This window comes from Dyadobacter sp. HNCC25DJ185 (genome assembly GCF_056895195.1).
The window spans coordinates 108920-125226 of record NZ_JBXHAR010000004.1 but is presented as its reverse complement, the minus strand read 5'-3'; the positions used below and the strand labels follow the sequence as shown (position 1 = coordinate 125226).

Below are 16307 nucleotides of genomic sequence, written 5' to 3'. Positions count from 1 at the left end.
TAATAAGAAAATGGATTACTTATGTTGATGCTAAGCTGATTGAAGTCCTGCTTCGCCCAGCGGCCAAAAGTGGTGAATATCGGCTCGATTTACTTTTTTTTCGGCGTGCCAAAGTTCGTAGTCGCGTTGAAGCTTTAACCAAAAATCGGGCGGAGAACCAAAGGCCTCCGACAGGCGGATCGCCATCTCTGAGCTGATTCCCTGATGTTCATTTAGAATGTTAGAAAGTGTTTTGGGAGTAATGCCCAAACCCTCAGCGACTTGCCGAATGGTAAGAACCTGCCCGGTCTCTTCTTTTATACCTTCAATCATATCCTTTATCATGGAACCAGGATGTGGTGGCATCATTCCTCTTTTTATCATGAGATTTTATTTTAATGATAATCCAAATAGTCGACCTCAAAAGCGTTTCCGTCGACAAACCGAGATATGATCCGATAATTTCCATTCACTTTTACAGACCAGAATCCTTGCAGGGAACTGCAAACCCCAGCCCGCTACATTCAACTCACTGACATATGCCGCTTCATTCAAGCGACACAGAATTCGGCGGATCTTCCCGACATGATGAACTTGTCATTTGGACGATCATTATTTTCAAAGAAAAGATTTAAGCCTTTGTTCTTAAATGTGTGTATCAGCAAGCCTTCAAAAGTAACACATAACGTTATGCGTTACAATCGGAATGAAGAGGGAATATGCTGGATTTTATACTAATAGAATGCCTAAAAATAACAGGATAAGAACTGACGCGGGTCAAAACAATTCCAATTGCCCAGTGTTGCCACGCGGTTTTTTGGCCTTGCCTTTTACCGTTCTTCCTTCATATTTCCAAGAATGATCTCTTTCCTGCTGGACGATATCATTGAATCTATTATTGGGCTGAAAGTCCTTTTCGAGCTGTAAAGAGACTTTTGAAAGGGTTTTCAATGCCTCCGCTTTTTCATTCTGGCCCATTTTGGCCTTTTGAATCGCCCTGTCCAATGTTAGAATGGATTCGTCGTAAACAGTAATGGGGACTGGAAAAGGATGTCCGTCTTTTCCTCCATGTGCGAATGAAAATCGTGCCGGATCCGAGAACCTGGATGGGGTCCCATGGATGATTTCACTAACCAGTGTCAGGGACTGGATGGTTCTTGGGCCGACACCTTCCAAAAGCAGCAGGGATTCCATGTCCTGCACCGGATTATCGTGGGCGAGGGCCAATACTGCGCCAAGTCGTTTAAGGTTCACATTTTCGGCCCGTACATCGTGGTGGCCCGGCATCACCAGCTTTGTTACTTCCCGCATGATGCGGCCGGGGTTTTCCTTCGTGAGATCCAGAATTCCCGATCGGGTAGGGGCGGCGGCTTTATCGGTCAGGTTTAGAATATTGCCCTGATTATGGCCATAAATAAAAGAATGGGGTTCTTCTACAAAAGATGTGATGTCGGGCGAATGCCAGTGGTACCGGCGCGCAAGCCGCTCATCTGTATTCATGCCTTGCTGAATGACTGCCCAATTTCCTTCTTTGGATAGTACAAACGAATGCAGATATAATTGGAAACCGTCTTGTATGGCGGTATTATCCACTTTTGCAGATAATTTGCTGTTATAAACGAGCTGATGTCCGTCCAAGCCGGTTTTTTCTGCAATGGCCAGTAATTCGGCTGGCGTCGCTCTTGAATGTTTTCCTCTTCCGCCGCAAATGTAGATACCCAGTTCCTGGGATTTCAGGTTTACCGATTTCTTCAAAGCACCCATGACCGACGTCGTGATGCCTGACGAATGCCAATCCATTCCTAGTACACAACCCAGCGATTGGAACCAGAACGGATCACTCATTTTCTGAAGCAAAGCGTTCCGGCCATATTCCATCACGATCGACTCCACAATTGCCCCTCCCAGGCTGCTCATCCGTTGAGCTAGCCAAACCGGCACTTTTCCATAGTGCAAAGGCAAATCCGCGTGACCACTTTTCATATCTCATGTAAGTTACAAAAAATGTGAAAGACCGGAATGCGCCGAGAAGGAATAACCGCTTCCATTTCTCAATGGTACAATTTTTTGTTAAAATGCATCTTCATAACGCTTTCCCAGATATCACACCGCCCCTCAAATAAATGGCTATCCAGGTTTTAATAACATTAGTGCTCGTATTGTTGAATGGTTTTTTCGTGGCTGCTGAATTTGCAATCGTGAAAATCCGGGCTTCTCAGCTGGAACAAAAGGCACAGGAAGGAAACAAGATGGCGATTTTGTCGAAGCAAATCGTGTCCAATCTGGATGGTTATCTGGCTGCAACCCAATTTGGTATTACATTGGCAAGCCTTGGACTGGGTTGGATCGGGGAGCCGGTGGTTTCTAAGATACTGATCGGGGGTATGGAGCTCGTAGGGATCTCTCTTGATCCTGTACTCGCTCATCAGATTGCCCTACCAGCTGCTTTTGCAATCATTACCGTTTTGCATATCGTTTTTGGCGAGTTGGCCCCCAAATCAATCGCAATACAGCGACCGGAAGCTACTACTTTATTTTTGTCGTACCCCTTGCACGGATTTTTTCTGGTTTTCAGGCCGATTGTCTGGATACTGAATGGGATTGCCAATTTTATCCTGAAGGGAGTTGGCATAACCCCTTCGCACGGCAGCGAAGTTCACAGCAGCGACGAGCTTCGATACCTTGTTCAGCAACAGAAAGAAAGCGGAATGATTGAAGCCGCGGATTATGACCTGATCAAAAATGCATTCAATTTTTCCGAAAGGATTGCCCGGCAGATTATGATCCCGCGGCCGCAGGTAGTAGGCATCGATATCAACGATTTCAATGAAGCCAAGCTCGAAAAGATCATTGAAGAAGGTTATTCGAGAATTCCGGTTTATGAAGATACATTGGACCAGATCATTGGCGTGCTCCATCTGAAAGACCTGCTCCTGAAAATGCGGCAGGGGAAGGAAATTGTATTGCGGGAGCTGATCAGAGAAATGGCGACGGTCCATGAATCCAAACCTATTGGCGCATTACTCCGTGATTTCCAGTTAAAACGTCAGCAAATGGCAGTGATCATCGATGAGTATGGCGGCGTGGAAGGTATCGTTACGATGGAAGACATTCTGGAAGAGCTGGTGGGGGAAATTCAGGATGAGTATGACAACGAAATTCCGATTGTCAAGAACGAAAGCGACAATACCTATACCGTTCAGGGTTCGGCGTCGATCACGGACATTAATGATAAGCTGCCCCACGATATTTCCAAAGAGGGGGATTATGAAACATTGGCTGGCTACCTGATTTTCAAATTTGGCAGGATACCATCCGTCGGCGAGAAGCTTAAAACCAAGCATTATGAATTTACGGTGATCAAAAAACAACGCAGCACCATTTCGCAAGTCAAGATCACATTGCTGGATACCCAGAATATCTTTTAACCTATTTCAGATTCAGCTTTAGCTTGACGGTCTGCTGGTTTCTCAACACTTCCACGTCCATGTGGCCCGTCCAATTGATCTGCTGACGGATCGCTTCAAGCCGAACTACATTATCGGCGGGTTCCTTATTCGCATTCACGATCACATCGTTGGCTTTCAGCCCGCTTTTTGCAAGTACGCTGGCTGTCGGCACATCCACGACAATAACACCTTTCTCATCGGGTAACCCAAAGGCCGAACGGTCACCAAGGCCCTGCACGTTCCGGATTTTAATGCCCAGCCATGTCATTTCCTGCATGGATTTTTCCAGCTCGGAATTCAAAAGCACTGGAAAAGATACCTTCCTGGCGATCTTTTTTAAATGCGCGTTCCGGGTGCCAAAATCATTCATCGGAAAGTTCCGGAAAGCCAGAGTGAGCGCAATGCTGGAATTCTTAACCTGGTAATTTCCATTTTCGGGATCGATGAACTGGGCGTCGCCCGACTTGCTATGTGAGTCGGTTCGGTTTGACTGCGCATTCTTTAAATCTGCCGCGCTTGCAAAAAGATTATCGTCCACTTCCTTGCCCCAATCTTTTACTAGAATCGGGAAATAGGGACGCATCACGATGTTTTTTCTGAAAACGTCGCCGCTGTTTTTGAACCATACATGCGGATGAAAGGAGTTATTGATCATGATGTTGTTTTCGGCAATGCGGTAAAAGCCTTCCCGAAATTTCAATCCGCCGCTCAAAAGCACATTGTTATAAATATGGTAGTTGCTGCTCCCGTCGTCCAGGTCAACATCCCAGCCGTGGTCACATTTGAAGCGGTTATTTCGAATTACTATGGGTTTTTGGGCATCCAGCAAGATCAGTTCCGGGTGAGCAGCGGTCAGGCTGTCCATGGTATTCCTGTTTGGGTGCCAAAACCGGTCGCGTCCCCAGGAATTGAAAGCTCCGTGGTCGCCGGTTTCCAGTACAGTTTCAAATACATCATTATATTCGATCAAATGGCCACCCCATGCCCCGTCGCCGATATTGATCCCGGCACGGGGGACTCTGTAAATGGTGTTATGGCTGACATGAATTTCAGATGCCATTTCGATTTGTACTCCCGTGCATTGCTTTTCAATCTTTCCGATATCATGGATCAGGTTATCCTCGGCGAAACATTGCAATGGATACCGGTTATTTTTAGGTCCTGGTGTTTTATCCATTTTTAAAAACGGCACAAAATGATCGTATCCAAAAGCAGGAGAACGAACGGCGCTGCTATCTCCGACAAAACAAACCGCACTTGACCCGATGTTGTAAATGTGCGAGCCGGTAACCCCTGATTTGATATTGCGGCCAGTCAACATGATTGCGTTACCGCCCAGGCCCGTAAATTCACAGTCTCTGATCACGCAGTTTTCTGTATTTTCCATTACCACTGCCCCGCCCCGATAGATCATCCAATCGCTGCGCAGCAATGGTTCGTAATGTTCCATGATCGAGCGCTCGGTATTTTCGAAACGAATGCCTGTAATAGTCACATTTTGAAGTGGGGCCTTATCGGTACCTCTTAACTCAATGATGTGCTTAAGATTTGAAACGGCGATGTCGGCCGATTTTAAATCTAATCCATTGGGCGGATAGAAGTACAAGGTGTTGGCAGATTTGTCGTAAAACCATTCGCCGGGAGCGTCCAGTTCTTCAAAAATATGCTCAACAAACCGTTCTTTCGGGTGCAATGGCGACGGCCTATTGTTTTGCCAGCCGCCTTCCAGATCAAGAGCGCCGTTTTTTATCCCGTTAATCCGATAGTGAAAGCTTCCCCATTCGCCCTGATGCAGTGCATGGACATAGCCACCAGCCGGATTTTTCCACCGTGCGATTCGGGAGGGGCTGATGGCATCTTCGGCAGTGCCATTGAATACCCTTGCGGTAGAATCATAATTTGGATACCGGGCCATCGGCTGCTGTTTGCCGTTTATAAAAAGCATTTCAAAGGCAGGCCCATTGATTTTGGCTTTAAGGATCTGGCCCTTGTGCACTTCCCAAACCGGAGTTAGTTTTCGGCCTGCGCTTAACGCGACATCTTCATCATGATAAGAATGTAAAGTGATTTGCTTGTTCGGGAATGCCTGCGAACTAATGATTAATGGTTTTTCAAGATAATAAACGCCTTCCCTCAGGATGATATCCGCTTTGGTCGGCGCTAAGCGGGCAGATCTGGAAAACGCGGCCTCCGGTGTTTTAAAAGGCAATTGTAACGTACCTGGATTTGAATCGTTGCCTTTTGGAGAAACGTACAGGGTCTGTCCGTTTATGGACAAGTTAAATGCCAGAATAACAACAGTACAGATTGAATGTATTTTGAATTTCATTAAAAAGAACCGGAGATTGTCTTTGATTTTGAACTCAGTAAAATGAAAAGCTATGAAGACTGTTTTAAAGCTTACCTGCATCAGCGTTTTTGCCATCTTACAATATCGGGAAGCTTTTGCCCAAAGTAAAAAGAAGGGCGATACTTTTCCTACTTATGAACAAATCAGGGGTAATAAGGAAGAAACGGTCGATTATGTGTCTCCAGGTGGGCAAGGATGGGTGAAAGTGCAGAGGGAAACTTCCATCAAAGCAAACCTTGGTGCCTTCGATTATGACGATGATAGCGCAATCTACATGCTGAATGGAAAGAAGGCGAAGAGCAAGAAAAGGGCCGAATATGAAGTGAACAGCAAGGATATCCGCGTTGAAAGAATTTCAATTGGAGAGGTCGGAAGGGACGGAAAACGGATTATTGAAGTTGATTTTGAGCCTTTCAAAGAACAATAATCAGGCGTTATTGTAAAGTTTGAGTACTGTTTCCTTCATTTTTTTTCCGGTATCTCCTAAAATAAAAGCAATTGCTTCGGCCATGTCCGTACCGGGAATCCATTTGCTGAAATCGGCATCGGGCATTGCTGCACGGTTGTCGGGTGTGTCGATAATGCTGGGAACAATGACTGAGGCTGTGATATTTTTGGATTTACCTTCGGAATTGATCAGCTCAGCCATTTGAAATATGAGGGATTTGGAAAGCGCATATGCAAAACTCCCAGCCCCCTGTTCAGCGATCAATGCAGGCCTAGCCCCGATAAAAATGAATTGCCCGCCACCATTTGCTTCAAAATGTGCTTTCAGCGGTTTTACCAGATTAAATGCGGTGAAAAAATTCATGGTGATCATTTTTTCAATATCGGAAGCCTTGGTTTCGGCGATTTTTCCCGGAGCGAAACCGCCGGCTAAAAAGATACCTGCACGCAAAAAACCAGCATTGGAAATGGCCTTTTGTACAAAATCCCCGGATTGGACCTCATCCGACAAATCTGCAAGGTAACTCGTCACATTCCCAAGATTGGAGTACAATGCGCTCTGATATTCCCTTACATTGACGTGTAACCCAAAGCCAAGATCGGTAAGTTTCCTGACGACATCGTGGCCCAGATTTCCCGTCGCTCCGCTGATTAATACCTGATTTTCCATTTATTTATTCAGAATATCGATGAGAAACTTCCGGAAAGGCTCTGCAAATTCCTTTCTTTTCAGGGCAAATTCGACTGTGGTTTTTAGGTAATCCAGCTTGTCCCCAATATCATGACGTTTTCCTTCGATATGGTGGGCGTAGATATTTTCGCGCTTTAGAAGAAGCAAAAGCGAGTCTGTAAGCTGGATCTCGTTGTTCTTACCCTTTGGGGTTTGCTCGATGGTGTTGAATATCTCGGGTGTAAGCACATATCTTCCAGCAATTGCGAGATTGGACGGGGCAAGGTCTATCGCCGGCTTCTCGATTAACGTACTTAATTCGAGGATCGAATCGCTCAGGGCTTTTCCTCCCACAATCCCATAGCGATTTACCTTATTGGCAGGTACTTCTTCCACAGCGATAACCGATCCGCCGTACTGTTCGTAGGTATCCATCAACTGTTGCGTTACGGGGATCACGGAATCCATAATGGTATCACCCAAAAGAACAGCAAACGGCTCATTACCAACATGATGCCGCGCGTAGTAAATCGCGTCTCCCAGTCCGTTCGCTTCTTTTTGTCTGACAAAATGAACATTGGCCATATCCGCCAGGCGCCGCATTTCATTGAACCAAAGGAGATCTTCCTTTTCTTCCAGGCGACTTTCCAGCTCCACATTGCGGTCGAAGTGGTCCTCAATGGCGCGTTTGCCTTTGCCTGATATAATTAAAATATCCTCAATGCCAGAGTCTACGGCTTCCTGAACGACATATTGAATTGTAGGGATATCAATAATTGGCAACATCTCTTTCGGCATCGATTTGGTAGCGGGCAAAAAACGGGTACCAAGTCCGGCGGCAGGAATAACGGCTTTACGAATCATAACTGGCTTTTGGCTTTTAGCGGTTGGCTATTGGCCTTTTATTTACAGGTTGACTGAAATTTAATTTATCAAAAATAGGCTAATAGCCGAACGCAAATAACCAACAGCGCTCAGACCACAAAAGGCTTGATCACCCTTGCATTATGTTTTTTCAATTCTACAAATAGCTGGTTCAGCATGTCATCGTCGCGATAAATGCCTATAATGGTGCCCCCGGAACCTGCAAATTTAGCAGAGGCTCCGCATGCTCTCGCAGCATTGATTAGTTTTTTATTGGATTCTGGCACATTGTATATTTTGCAGCGCAGATCGAAATTTTCGTTCATCAGCTGGTGCAGATCATCAGCTCGGCCTTCCAGCAATGCTTTTTTACCATCTTCAGCTTTTTGTGCGATTTGATTAAGCACGTCAATCACCATGCTTTCGCCCCGGTCGTACCTTGTCCGCACGTCGCTGTGCACTTTGCCGGAGACCTTGCTCAGATTGGTATTGTAGGCAACATACAGTTTTGGCAGCAGCTCAGGATTGAGACGTTCGTACTTGCCATGACCTTTCTGCAGAATCATTTCTTTATCAAAATCCATATAGACACAGCCCTCATAGCATTGGATCACACGATCCTGCAGGCCAGCCGTAATACCCAGCTCTTCGGTTTCAGTCACCATCACAAGCTGTGGAAGGATTTCAATTGGAATATCGACTTTGTAGAATTGAATCAGCGCACGGAATAAAGCCACTACTATGGCACTGGACCCCGACATGCCGACTTGTCGCGGAATCGAAGAGCGGTACCTGACCGTGAAATTGCGGTTCGGCAAACGTATCCCCTGCTCTTCGCAATAATCCCCGAATTTTTTTATGCCGGCTTTGATGAGCGGAATCCCGCCATTGTAGCCGAGCATGCTCACGGTGTCACGCAAATGGAAGATACTTCTGAATGTGCTTAAATCCTGCGGCTGCGCCTCAATATGTAATTCTGGAGATTCGTAAAGGGATATGGAGGCACCAAAATTTCTTACAGAAATGGATATTGTTTTGCCATAAAAACCGTCGGAAGGATTGCCTAACAGACCCGCCCGGGCATAAGCACGTGTTTCAATGATCAATGTGAAAGTCTTTTTAGGCCGAAAGTAATAACTAAATGACGAAACAAAAGTGCTTTGCCCTGATATCCCAAAAATAAATGATCGACATGCAAAAACATGCTTTTACTCACAAAATACATGATGCCTAAAACCAAAAAAGCGCGTGACGAAGGTCCGCGCTTTTTTAGGTTTTAATTATGTACTGTTTATTGCTTCACAATCTGGACATTGGCGATCAGTTTCACCTCGTCGCCCACTACTACCCCGCCAGCTTCAGTTACTGCGCTCCATTCGAGACCAAATTCCTTGCGGTTTAGTTTCCCGGAGATTTCAAAGCCTGATTTGTTGTTGCCATAAAAATCGGTCATGTTTCCTCCGTACTCAACTGCGAATTCAAAAGGTTTAGTCACATCTTTCACTGTCAGATCACCTTTCAGCGTATAGCTTTCGTCCCCTTTTTTTTCCAGTTTACCTTTGTAGGAAAGTTTAGGGTGGTTTGCAGCATCAAAAAAATCTGCGGATTTCAAATGCTCGTCGCGTTGTGACTGATTGGTATCTATGCTATCGACATCGGCAGAAAAATGTACAGTAGCCCCGTCGAAATCTTCTGTTTCAGTTTCAACTGCTCCTTCAAATTTTTTGAACGCACCAGTTACCGTAGAGATTACAAGGTGTTTTACTTTAAACTGAATTTCTGAATGTGTTGGGTCAATAACCCATGTTGTAGTTGCCATATCCCTTTTATTTTATATATGTATTAACATTTAATGTATATACATGTAATATTATAAATTAGTTTCATCACATAGAAAAATACGCGATAATATTTATCCGGATGTTTGATGCCGCCTCGAAACTAATTGACCGGCATGGTGAAAATAGCAGGATCTATTTTTGGATTAACTTCCAGGGTTGTGATTCCCAGTTTCATCGCTGTTCCTGGCATGGCTGATGTGGTTACTTCGGAGGTAAACGGATAAAAAATCCCGTCGACCTGTTTAAAATTGGATTGGGTATTTTCCGACATGATATCCTGGCCATTCATGTTGGCGTGAACAACGATTTTAAGGATATAGAATGTGTCTTTGGAAATATAGTTGATACGTTTTATGCCATTTTTCAATGTCATAGAAACTTTATAGACTTTGGCTCCGGAGAGATCTTCTTCTCCGTCGAGGGTTAATATATAACCCTTTGCCTTATAATCGTACAATCCGGTAAGGTCCGTTTCTGCGGCCATCGACTTAATTGCTTCCTCTGGCAGTGCTGTCGCTTTAGTCTGCCCTGTCATGGGGTTGATCGCCCAGCCGGTATTGCCGTTGATCGCCTGTACGACCGTCATTCCCTGCACGGTAGTTTCACTTCTGAAACCCTGGTTTTGAATGATGGTTGTCGTAATGGGGACTTTCATATTCATAACATCCATTTCGGCGGTGATCTTCATGCTTTTCAGTCTGGAAAGCTTTTCAGCGCCTCCCATTGCCTGGATATGTTTTGCAATGATTTCATCCAGGTTCTGGGCTGAAAGCGAGTTGAAAATTCCTGCTATGACGAGCAGAGCAAGTGTTTTGGCTAGGGCGAATTTAAACATCAGCTATGAGGTTGTTTATTTTTGAACTCTTTTGAAAGATCTATATTGTAGTTCGGTGCACTAAATATAACAACAAAAAAACGAGCGGATTATGAAAACCGCTCGTTCAAGTATGATATAATAAACCAGGACCTAGTTCTTCAATGCTTCCGCGCCACCAACAATTTCAAGAATTTCTTTGGTAATAGCCGCCTGACGTGTGCGGTTATAAACCAGGCGAAGCTCTTTCAAAAGTTCCTGGGCATTTTCAGTTGCCTTATCCATTGCGGTCATACGCGCACCTTGTTCCGAAGCATTCGACTCGAGAACAGACCGGTACAACTTTATTTTCAAAGATTTTGGAATCAATTCAGCAAGAATTTCTTCTTCGTTGGGTTCGAAAATATAGTTGACCTCAGTCTTTTTTGCTTTGGATGATTTATCGTCGCTGGGTATCGGAAGATACGGGTCAGCATGAATAATCTGGGTAGCAACGTTTTTAAATTCGTTATAAACCAAGTCCACAGCATCGTATCGTCCTTCAGAAAAATCCTTCATAATTTCTTCTGCCGCCTGCTTGACGGTCACGAAGCTTAGTCGGGTAAAGGTGTCGGTGTAACCGATGTTGACGGCAAAGCCGCGACGGGCGAAAGCTTCGGCTCCCTTCTTTCCTATTGCAAAGATTTCAACATTACCATTGCGTGCCTGAAAAGCATATTTCTCTTCGATCAGCTGCAGGGCGGCTTTAATAATGTTTGTATTAAAGGCACCACAAAGTCCGCGATCCGAGGTAACAACAATAATTAAAACCTTATTTACTACGCGGACTGTTTTCAAAGGACTATCCACGGCACTTTCAGCACCCGCGGAAACCGTTGAAAGCATTTCGCCCAGCTTCTGAGCGTAGGGGCGCATTTGCAGAATACCATCCTGCGCTCTGCGCAACTTCGCGGCGGCCACCATTTTCATGGCTTTGGTGATTTGCTGGGTGCTGTTGACCGAAATAATCCGGCTACGTACTTCTTTTAAGCTTGCCATTATTTGGAAGTTTAAAGCGATCCGACGCTAATTAATGGAATATGTCAGAGTCTTAGTGATATTTTACAGCAACTTCTTTTGCAACCTTTTCGATTACATCGGTCACGCTGTTGTCCAGTTTACCGGCGCGGAGAGCAGCTAATGTCTCTTTATGCTGGCCGCTGAGCACTGTCAGAAAGTCTTTTTCAAACTCTTTTACACGATTAACGTCCACCTTATCCAACAAACCCTTTGTAGAAGCATAAACAGTGGCAACCTGAAGTTCAACCGGTACCGGTGCGTATTGAGGTTGTTTCAGCACTTCCTGGTTACGACGTCCGCGGTCAATAGCCAGTTTTGTAGCTGCATCAAGATCCGAACCGAATTTCGCAAAGGCTTCCAATTCACGGAATTGCGCCTGATCAAGTTTCAGGGTTCCTGAAACCTTTTTCATCGATTTGATCTGCGCATTACCACCCACGCGGGATACCGAAATACCTACGTTAATCGCAGGACGGATACCTGAGTTGAAAAGATTGGATTCGAGGAAAATCTGACCGTCTGTAATAGATATTACATTGGTTGGGATATAAGCCGAAACGTCACCAGCCTGTGTTTCAATAATTGGAAGTGCAGTTAATGAACCACCACCTTTTACAATTCCCTGAAGAGACGGTGGAAGGTCGTTCATGTTTCTTGCAATGGAATCATCTGAAATGATTTTTGCGGCACGTTCCAAAAGGCGGCTGTGCAGATAAAAAACGTCCCCGGGATACGCTTCACGTCCTGGCGGGCGGCGAAGAAGAAGGGATACTTCGCGGTAAGAAACCGCTTGTTTTGAAAGGTCATCATAAATAACCAGGGCAGGCCGACCAGTATCACGGAAGTATTCACCAATCGCTGCGCCAGTAAATGGGGCATAAAATTGCATAGGCGAAGGATCCGAAGCGCCGGCAGCAACGATTACGGTGTAATCCATCGCACCATATTTGCGAAGTGTCGCTTCTATCGACTTAATGGTGGAAGCTTTCTGTCCGCAAGCTACGTAGATACAAAATACAGGCTCACCTTTTTCGAAATATTCCCTTTGGTTGATAATGGTGTCAATCGCCACCGCCGTCTTACCGGTCTGGCGGTCACCAATGATCAATTCACGCTGGCCACGTCCGATGGGGATCATGGCATCGATCGCTTTAATACCAGTTTGAAGAGGCTCTGTTACAGGCTGACGATAGATAACACCGGGGGCTTTGCGCTCGATCGGCATCTCATAAAGTGTTCCTGAAATAGGTCCGTTCCCGTCAATAGGTTCTGCCAGTGTATTGACGACGCGTCCGATAATTCCGTCGCCTACTTTTACAGAAGCAATCTCTTTTGTACGTTTTACTGTAGCTCCTTCTTTAATATCGCTGAAATCTCCCAGCAAAACAGCTCCTACATTATCCTCTTCAAGGTTAAGAGCGAGGGCCTTAAGGCCAGTCTCGAAAACAAGCAGCTCACCTGCCTGCACCTGGGAAAGACCATAAATACGGGCAACACCGTCGCCAATTTGAAGAACTGTCCCTACTTCTTCGAGTTCTGCTTCTGATCGAGCGCCTGCAAGTTGTTCGCGCAGGATGGCCGAAACTTCATCCGGTCTAACAGATACCATAGTATAATTAACTTATTTAGAGTATAGTAGTAAGTTTTTGAAAACTGCCGCAAAGGTAGAAGTTTATTTTGGTAAAAACAGTATTTTTTGATTAAAACCTGAGAGATAAAAATTAGATTTTTCCAAGGTATGTCATATATCCCCAAGCGCTTACATCTGATAGCCGTCTATCCTCGATAAAGAACATTTTTAAAACTTTTTTAGGTGTTAATTGTGTTTTTGTTGTAATTGAATTCGTTAATATCACTTACACATTTAAAACCATTCTTATCTACCATCCTTCAGTATAATGTACAAATTAGAAAAAACCGTTTTAGCAGCCTTAGTATTAGGAGTTTTAGTAACATCGGAAGGCAACGCACAGACTATCAAGAAGCCAACAAAACCAGCGACAACTGTAAAAAAGACACCCCCCGCTCCGATAAAAGCAGTTTCATCGGCAACTGTACTCAAAAATCAGATGGATTCTTTGTCCGCAGCTATTGGAGTCAGTTTTTCGAATTCATTATCTTCACAGGGAATAGAGAATATTAATACCGAAGTACTTACAAAAACCATTAATGCAACTTTAAAGGGAGAAAAAGCGACATTCACTCCCGAAGAAGCGAATAAATTTATAGGAGATTATTTCCAAAAAATGATGGAAGAGAAGGGCGCAGTGGTACGTGTGGAAGGTGAGAAATTTTTAGAAGAAAATAAGAAGAAACCGGGAGTTACAACAACTGAAAGCGGACTACAGTACCAGGTCATCAAAACCGGCGACGGTCCCAAACCGACCGCCACCGATAAAGTGAAGACCCACTATCATGGTACATTGATTAATGGAACGGTTTTTGACAGTTCGGTGGATAGGGGTGAGCCGGTTGAGTTTCCGGTGAATGGTGTTATCAAGGGATGGACAGAAGCGCTTCAGCTCATGCCTGTGGGTTCAAAATGGAAACTGTTTATTCCATATCAACTTGCTTACGGAGAGCGCGCAGCAGGCCCTCAGATCCCAGCATATTCCGCACTGGTTTTTGAGGTTGAATTATTGGAAATTGTTAAATAGCAAAAGTTCGAAATGAAAAAGTACTTGATCACTCTTATTCCGGTTGTATTGCTTGGATGGCAGCGCGGCCCTGATCAACAACAAGTGGCTTTTACGCCTGGTGTTGAAACTTCCATGGAGGAAGATATTAAGCCCGTTCCTGCTCAATATAAAGCGGAGGAGCTGACCACTCGTATTTTATCCAGTTATCACTATCGGAAAACAAAACTGAACGATTCGCTTTCCGAGGCGATGTTCGACAAATACATTGATGCGATTGACCATAGCAAGCTTTATTACCTGGCTACGGACATCGCCGATTTTGATAAATACAAAGATTCTTTTGACGATTATCTTCAAAAACGGGAATTGGACGTGCCTTTTGAAATGTATAACGTTTTCAGAAAGCGCTACAAAGAAAGGAGTGACTATATCCAGACACTTCTGAAAGAAGCCAAGCCCTTTGACTTTTCTGTGGACGAATCGATGAATACAGACCGTGAAAAGGCGGCCTGGGCCAAGAACACAGATGAACTGAACGACACTTGGAGAAAATATCTTAAAAGTGAAGCATTAGATCTGAAACTTTCTGGTAAAGCAGACACTGCGGTCGTAACCATGCTGCGAGACCGTTACAAAAACCGCGACCGCGCCTTAGGGCGTATCCGCACAGAGCAGGTTTTTCAGATGTTTATGAACGCTTATGCGGAATCCATGGATCCTCACACAAGCTACATGGCGCCGACTTCTGCCGACCGTTTCAAGCAGGAAATGAGCCAGTCGCTGGAAGGAATAGGGGCATTGTTGGGAGAGGAAGATAATTACATCAAAATTAAAGACGTCATTCCGGGCGGTCCTGCTTTCAAAGGCAAACAGCTCAAAAAAGAGGATAAAATCATAGCTGTAGCGCAGGGTGATGAGGGCAAGATGGTCGACATCATTGGCTGGTTTGTTGACGACGCGGTGAAACTGATCAAAGGACCTAAATCAACCGTGGTAAGATTACAGGTTATTTCTGCCGATGCGTTGCCGGGTACTCCTCCCAAAGAATATCGTCTGGTTCGTGAGAAGATCAAGCTCGAAGAGCAACGCGCAAAAAGTGAAATCGTTTCTATCAATTCAGGTAACAAGGATTTTAAGATCGGTGTGATTGATATCCCTCTTTTTTACAGGGACTTTGAAGGCGCTCAACACAAGGAAAAGGAATTTTCGAGTACGACGCGCGATGTTCAAAAATTAGTCACAGATCTGCAGGCAGCTAACGTCGATGGTATTGTAATTGATTTAAGAAACAATGGCGGTGGGTCTTTGACGGAGGCTGTTTCATTAACCGGTCTTTTTATTAACCGAGGCCCGGTCGTTCAGGTGAAAGAAGGGCAAGGCGAAATTGAGGTACAATCTGACAACGATCCAAGCATTGCATACGATGGACCGATGGCGGTTATGGTCAACAGGTTCAGTGCATCGGCTTCTGAAATTTTTGCTGCGGCTATCCAGGATTATAAGCGTGGTATCATTGTTGGAGAGCAAACTTACGGCAAAGGCACCGTGCAAACCCTGATCGATTTGAACCAGTGGGTGCCTAAGGAAACGGATCAGCTGGGCCAGGTAAAACTGACCGTCGCGAAATTCTACCGTATCAATGGAAGTAGCACCCAGTTAAAGGGAGTTATGCCGGACCTGGAATTGCCTACAGCTTTCAAGGTAAATGAATATGGCGAAGGTTCTCAGCCAAGTGCGCTTCCGTGGGATCAGATACCTTCGTCGAAATATGAATTGGCCAATAATATCAGCCCTAAGATTGTTGACCAGTTGAGGGAAAAACACAACCAACGTCTGAAATCCGATGAAGAATTGAAAACATTGGTTAAGACACTGGACGAGTTCAAAGAAGCTCGTGAGAATAAAATCGTATCTCTTCAGGAGTCAAAACGCAAAGTGGAGCGGGATGTGGCTGAGAAGAAAAGAGCTGCCATGAAACAACTCGGGGACGACAACGTCGATGACGATGAGGAAGAAGTGGATACGAAAGTTGCCGAGGCCCCCAAAGATGTTAAAAAGAAAAAAGACATCTATCTGACCGAAACAGGAAGGATGCTGGCAGATTTGATTGTTATTTCTAAGGAGCCAAGCCTTGCCGGGACCAAGAAAAAATAAAACCGGGTAATAGAATAGGTAAGCACGGATCGCCGATCCGT

The 16307-nt window shown here is 44.9% G+C and carries 15 protein-coding genes; 4 read left to right on the top strand and 11 right to left on the bottom strand.

Translation table 11 applies throughout. The features are described 5' to 3' along the window. Positions 1–30: 30 nt before the first annotated feature. The 3 genes from AC1XUF_RS12430 to AC1XUF_RS12420 form a co-directional block, all read right to left on the bottom strand. The gene (locus AC1XUF_RS12430) at positions 31–363 is read right to left on the bottom strand and encodes a HigA family addiction module antitoxin (protein WP_483342123.1); all 333 of its coding nucleotides are present in this window, start codon (positions 361–363) and stop codon (positions 31–33) included. Positions 364–374: 11 nt separating this feature from the next. Next, positions 375–476, bottom strand: coding sequence for a type II toxin-antitoxin system RelE/ParE family toxin (locus AC1XUF_RS12425; protein WP_483342608.1), 102 nt, complete (start codon positions 474–476; stop codon positions 375–377). A 280-nt stretch (positions 477–756) separates the two neighbouring features. Further along, on the bottom strand, positions 757–1962 hold the full coding sequence (locus tag AC1XUF_RS12420; RefSeq protein WP_483342122.1) for a DUF763 domain-containing protein: 1206 nt from the start codon (positions 1960–1962) through the stop codon (positions 757–759). Between the two features lie 140 nt (positions 1963–2102). Here AC1XUF_RS12420 and AC1XUF_RS12415 point away from each other — a divergent pair, with 140 nt between their 5' ends. Further along, positions 2103–3407 (top strand): hemolysin family protein, encoded by a 1305-nt coding sequence (locus AC1XUF_RS12415; RefSeq protein ID WP_483342121.1) that lies wholly within the window; start codon positions 2103–2105, stop codon positions 3405–3407. Between the two features lies 1 nt (position 3408). Here AC1XUF_RS12415 and AC1XUF_RS12410 read toward each other — a convergent pair whose 3' ends face one another. Continuing rightward, positions 3409–5757 (bottom strand): peptide-binding protein, encoded by a 2349-nt coding sequence (locus tag AC1XUF_RS12410; protein ID WP_483342120.1) that lies wholly within the window; start codon positions 5755–5757, stop codon positions 3409–3411. A gap of 52 nt (positions 5758–5809) precedes the next feature. Here AC1XUF_RS12410 and AC1XUF_RS12405 point away from each other — a divergent pair, with 52 nt between their 5' ends. Beyond that, positions 5810–6205: a hypothetical protein gene (locus AC1XUF_RS12405; RefSeq protein WP_483342119.1), complete on the top strand. Its 396-nt coding sequence runs from the start codon at positions 5810–5812 to the stop codon at positions 6203–6205. Here AC1XUF_RS12405 and AC1XUF_RS12400 read toward each other — a convergent pair whose 3' ends face one another. The 7 genes from AC1XUF_RS12400 to atpA all read right to left on the bottom strand — a co-directional run bounded on the left by AC1XUF_RS12400 (position 6206) and on the right by atpA (position 13082). Then, positions 6206–6895 carry an SDR family NAD(P)-dependent oxidoreductase gene (locus AC1XUF_RS12400; RefSeq protein WP_483342118.1) on the bottom strand — a complete coding sequence of 230 codons (690 nt, stop codon included), beginning with the start codon at positions 6893–6895 and terminating at the stop codon, positions 6206–6208. It lies immediately after the preceding gene. Further along, the gene (gene galU / locus AC1XUF_RS12395; protein ID WP_483342117.1) at positions 6896–7759 is read right to left on the bottom strand and encodes a UTP--glucose-1-phosphate uridylyltransferase GalU; all 864 of its coding nucleotides are present in this window, start codon (positions 7757–7759) and stop codon (positions 6896–6898) included. A gap of 110 nt (positions 7760–7869) precedes the next feature. Next, positions 7870–8865 carry a mevalonate kinase family protein gene (locus AC1XUF_RS12390; protein WP_483342116.1) on the bottom strand — a complete coding sequence of 332 codons (996 nt, stop codon included), beginning with the start codon at positions 8863–8865 and terminating at the stop codon, positions 7870–7872. Positions 8866–9050: 185 nt separating this feature from the next. Then, complete coding sequence (locus AC1XUF_RS12385; RefSeq protein ID WP_483342115.1) at positions 9051–9578, bottom strand: YceI family protein; 528 nt, start codon at positions 9576–9578, stop codon at positions 9051–9053. Positions 9579–9700: 122 nt separating this feature from the next. Continuing rightward, a complete protein-coding gene (locus AC1XUF_RS12380; RefSeq protein WP_483342114.1) occupies positions 9701–10435 on the bottom strand; it encodes an outer membrane lipoprotein-sorting protein in 735 nt (244 codons plus the stop codon). 132 nt (positions 10436–10567) lie between these two features. Further along, entirely contained in the window at positions 10568–11452 is an 885-nt protein-coding gene (gene atpG, locus AC1XUF_RS12375) for an ATP synthase F1 subunit gamma (protein ID WP_483342113.1), read from the bottom strand. A gap of 52 nt (positions 11453–11504) precedes the next feature. After that, on the bottom strand, positions 11505–13082 hold the full coding sequence (gene atpA, locus AC1XUF_RS12370) for a F0F1 ATP synthase subunit alpha (RefSeq protein WP_483342112.1): 1578 nt from the start codon (positions 13080–13082) through the stop codon (positions 11505–11507). Between the two features lie 289 nt (positions 13083–13371). Here atpA and bamJ point away from each other — a divergent pair, with 289 nt between their 5' ends. Together bamJ and AC1XUF_RS12360 are read left to right on the top strand one after the other, a co-directional pair. Further along, the gene (bamJ, locus tag AC1XUF_RS12365; protein ID WP_483342111.1) at positions 13372–14130 is read left to right on the top strand and encodes a BamJ family beta-barrel-assembly machinery protein; all 759 of its coding nucleotides are present in this window, start codon (positions 13372–13374) and stop codon (positions 14128–14130) included. Between the two features lie 12 nt (positions 14131–14142). Then, complete coding sequence (locus AC1XUF_RS12360) at positions 14143–16266, top strand: carboxy terminal-processing peptidase (RefSeq protein WP_483342110.1); 2124 nt, start codon at positions 14143–14145, stop codon at positions 16264–16266. Positions 16267–16307: the final 41 nt, after the last annotated feature.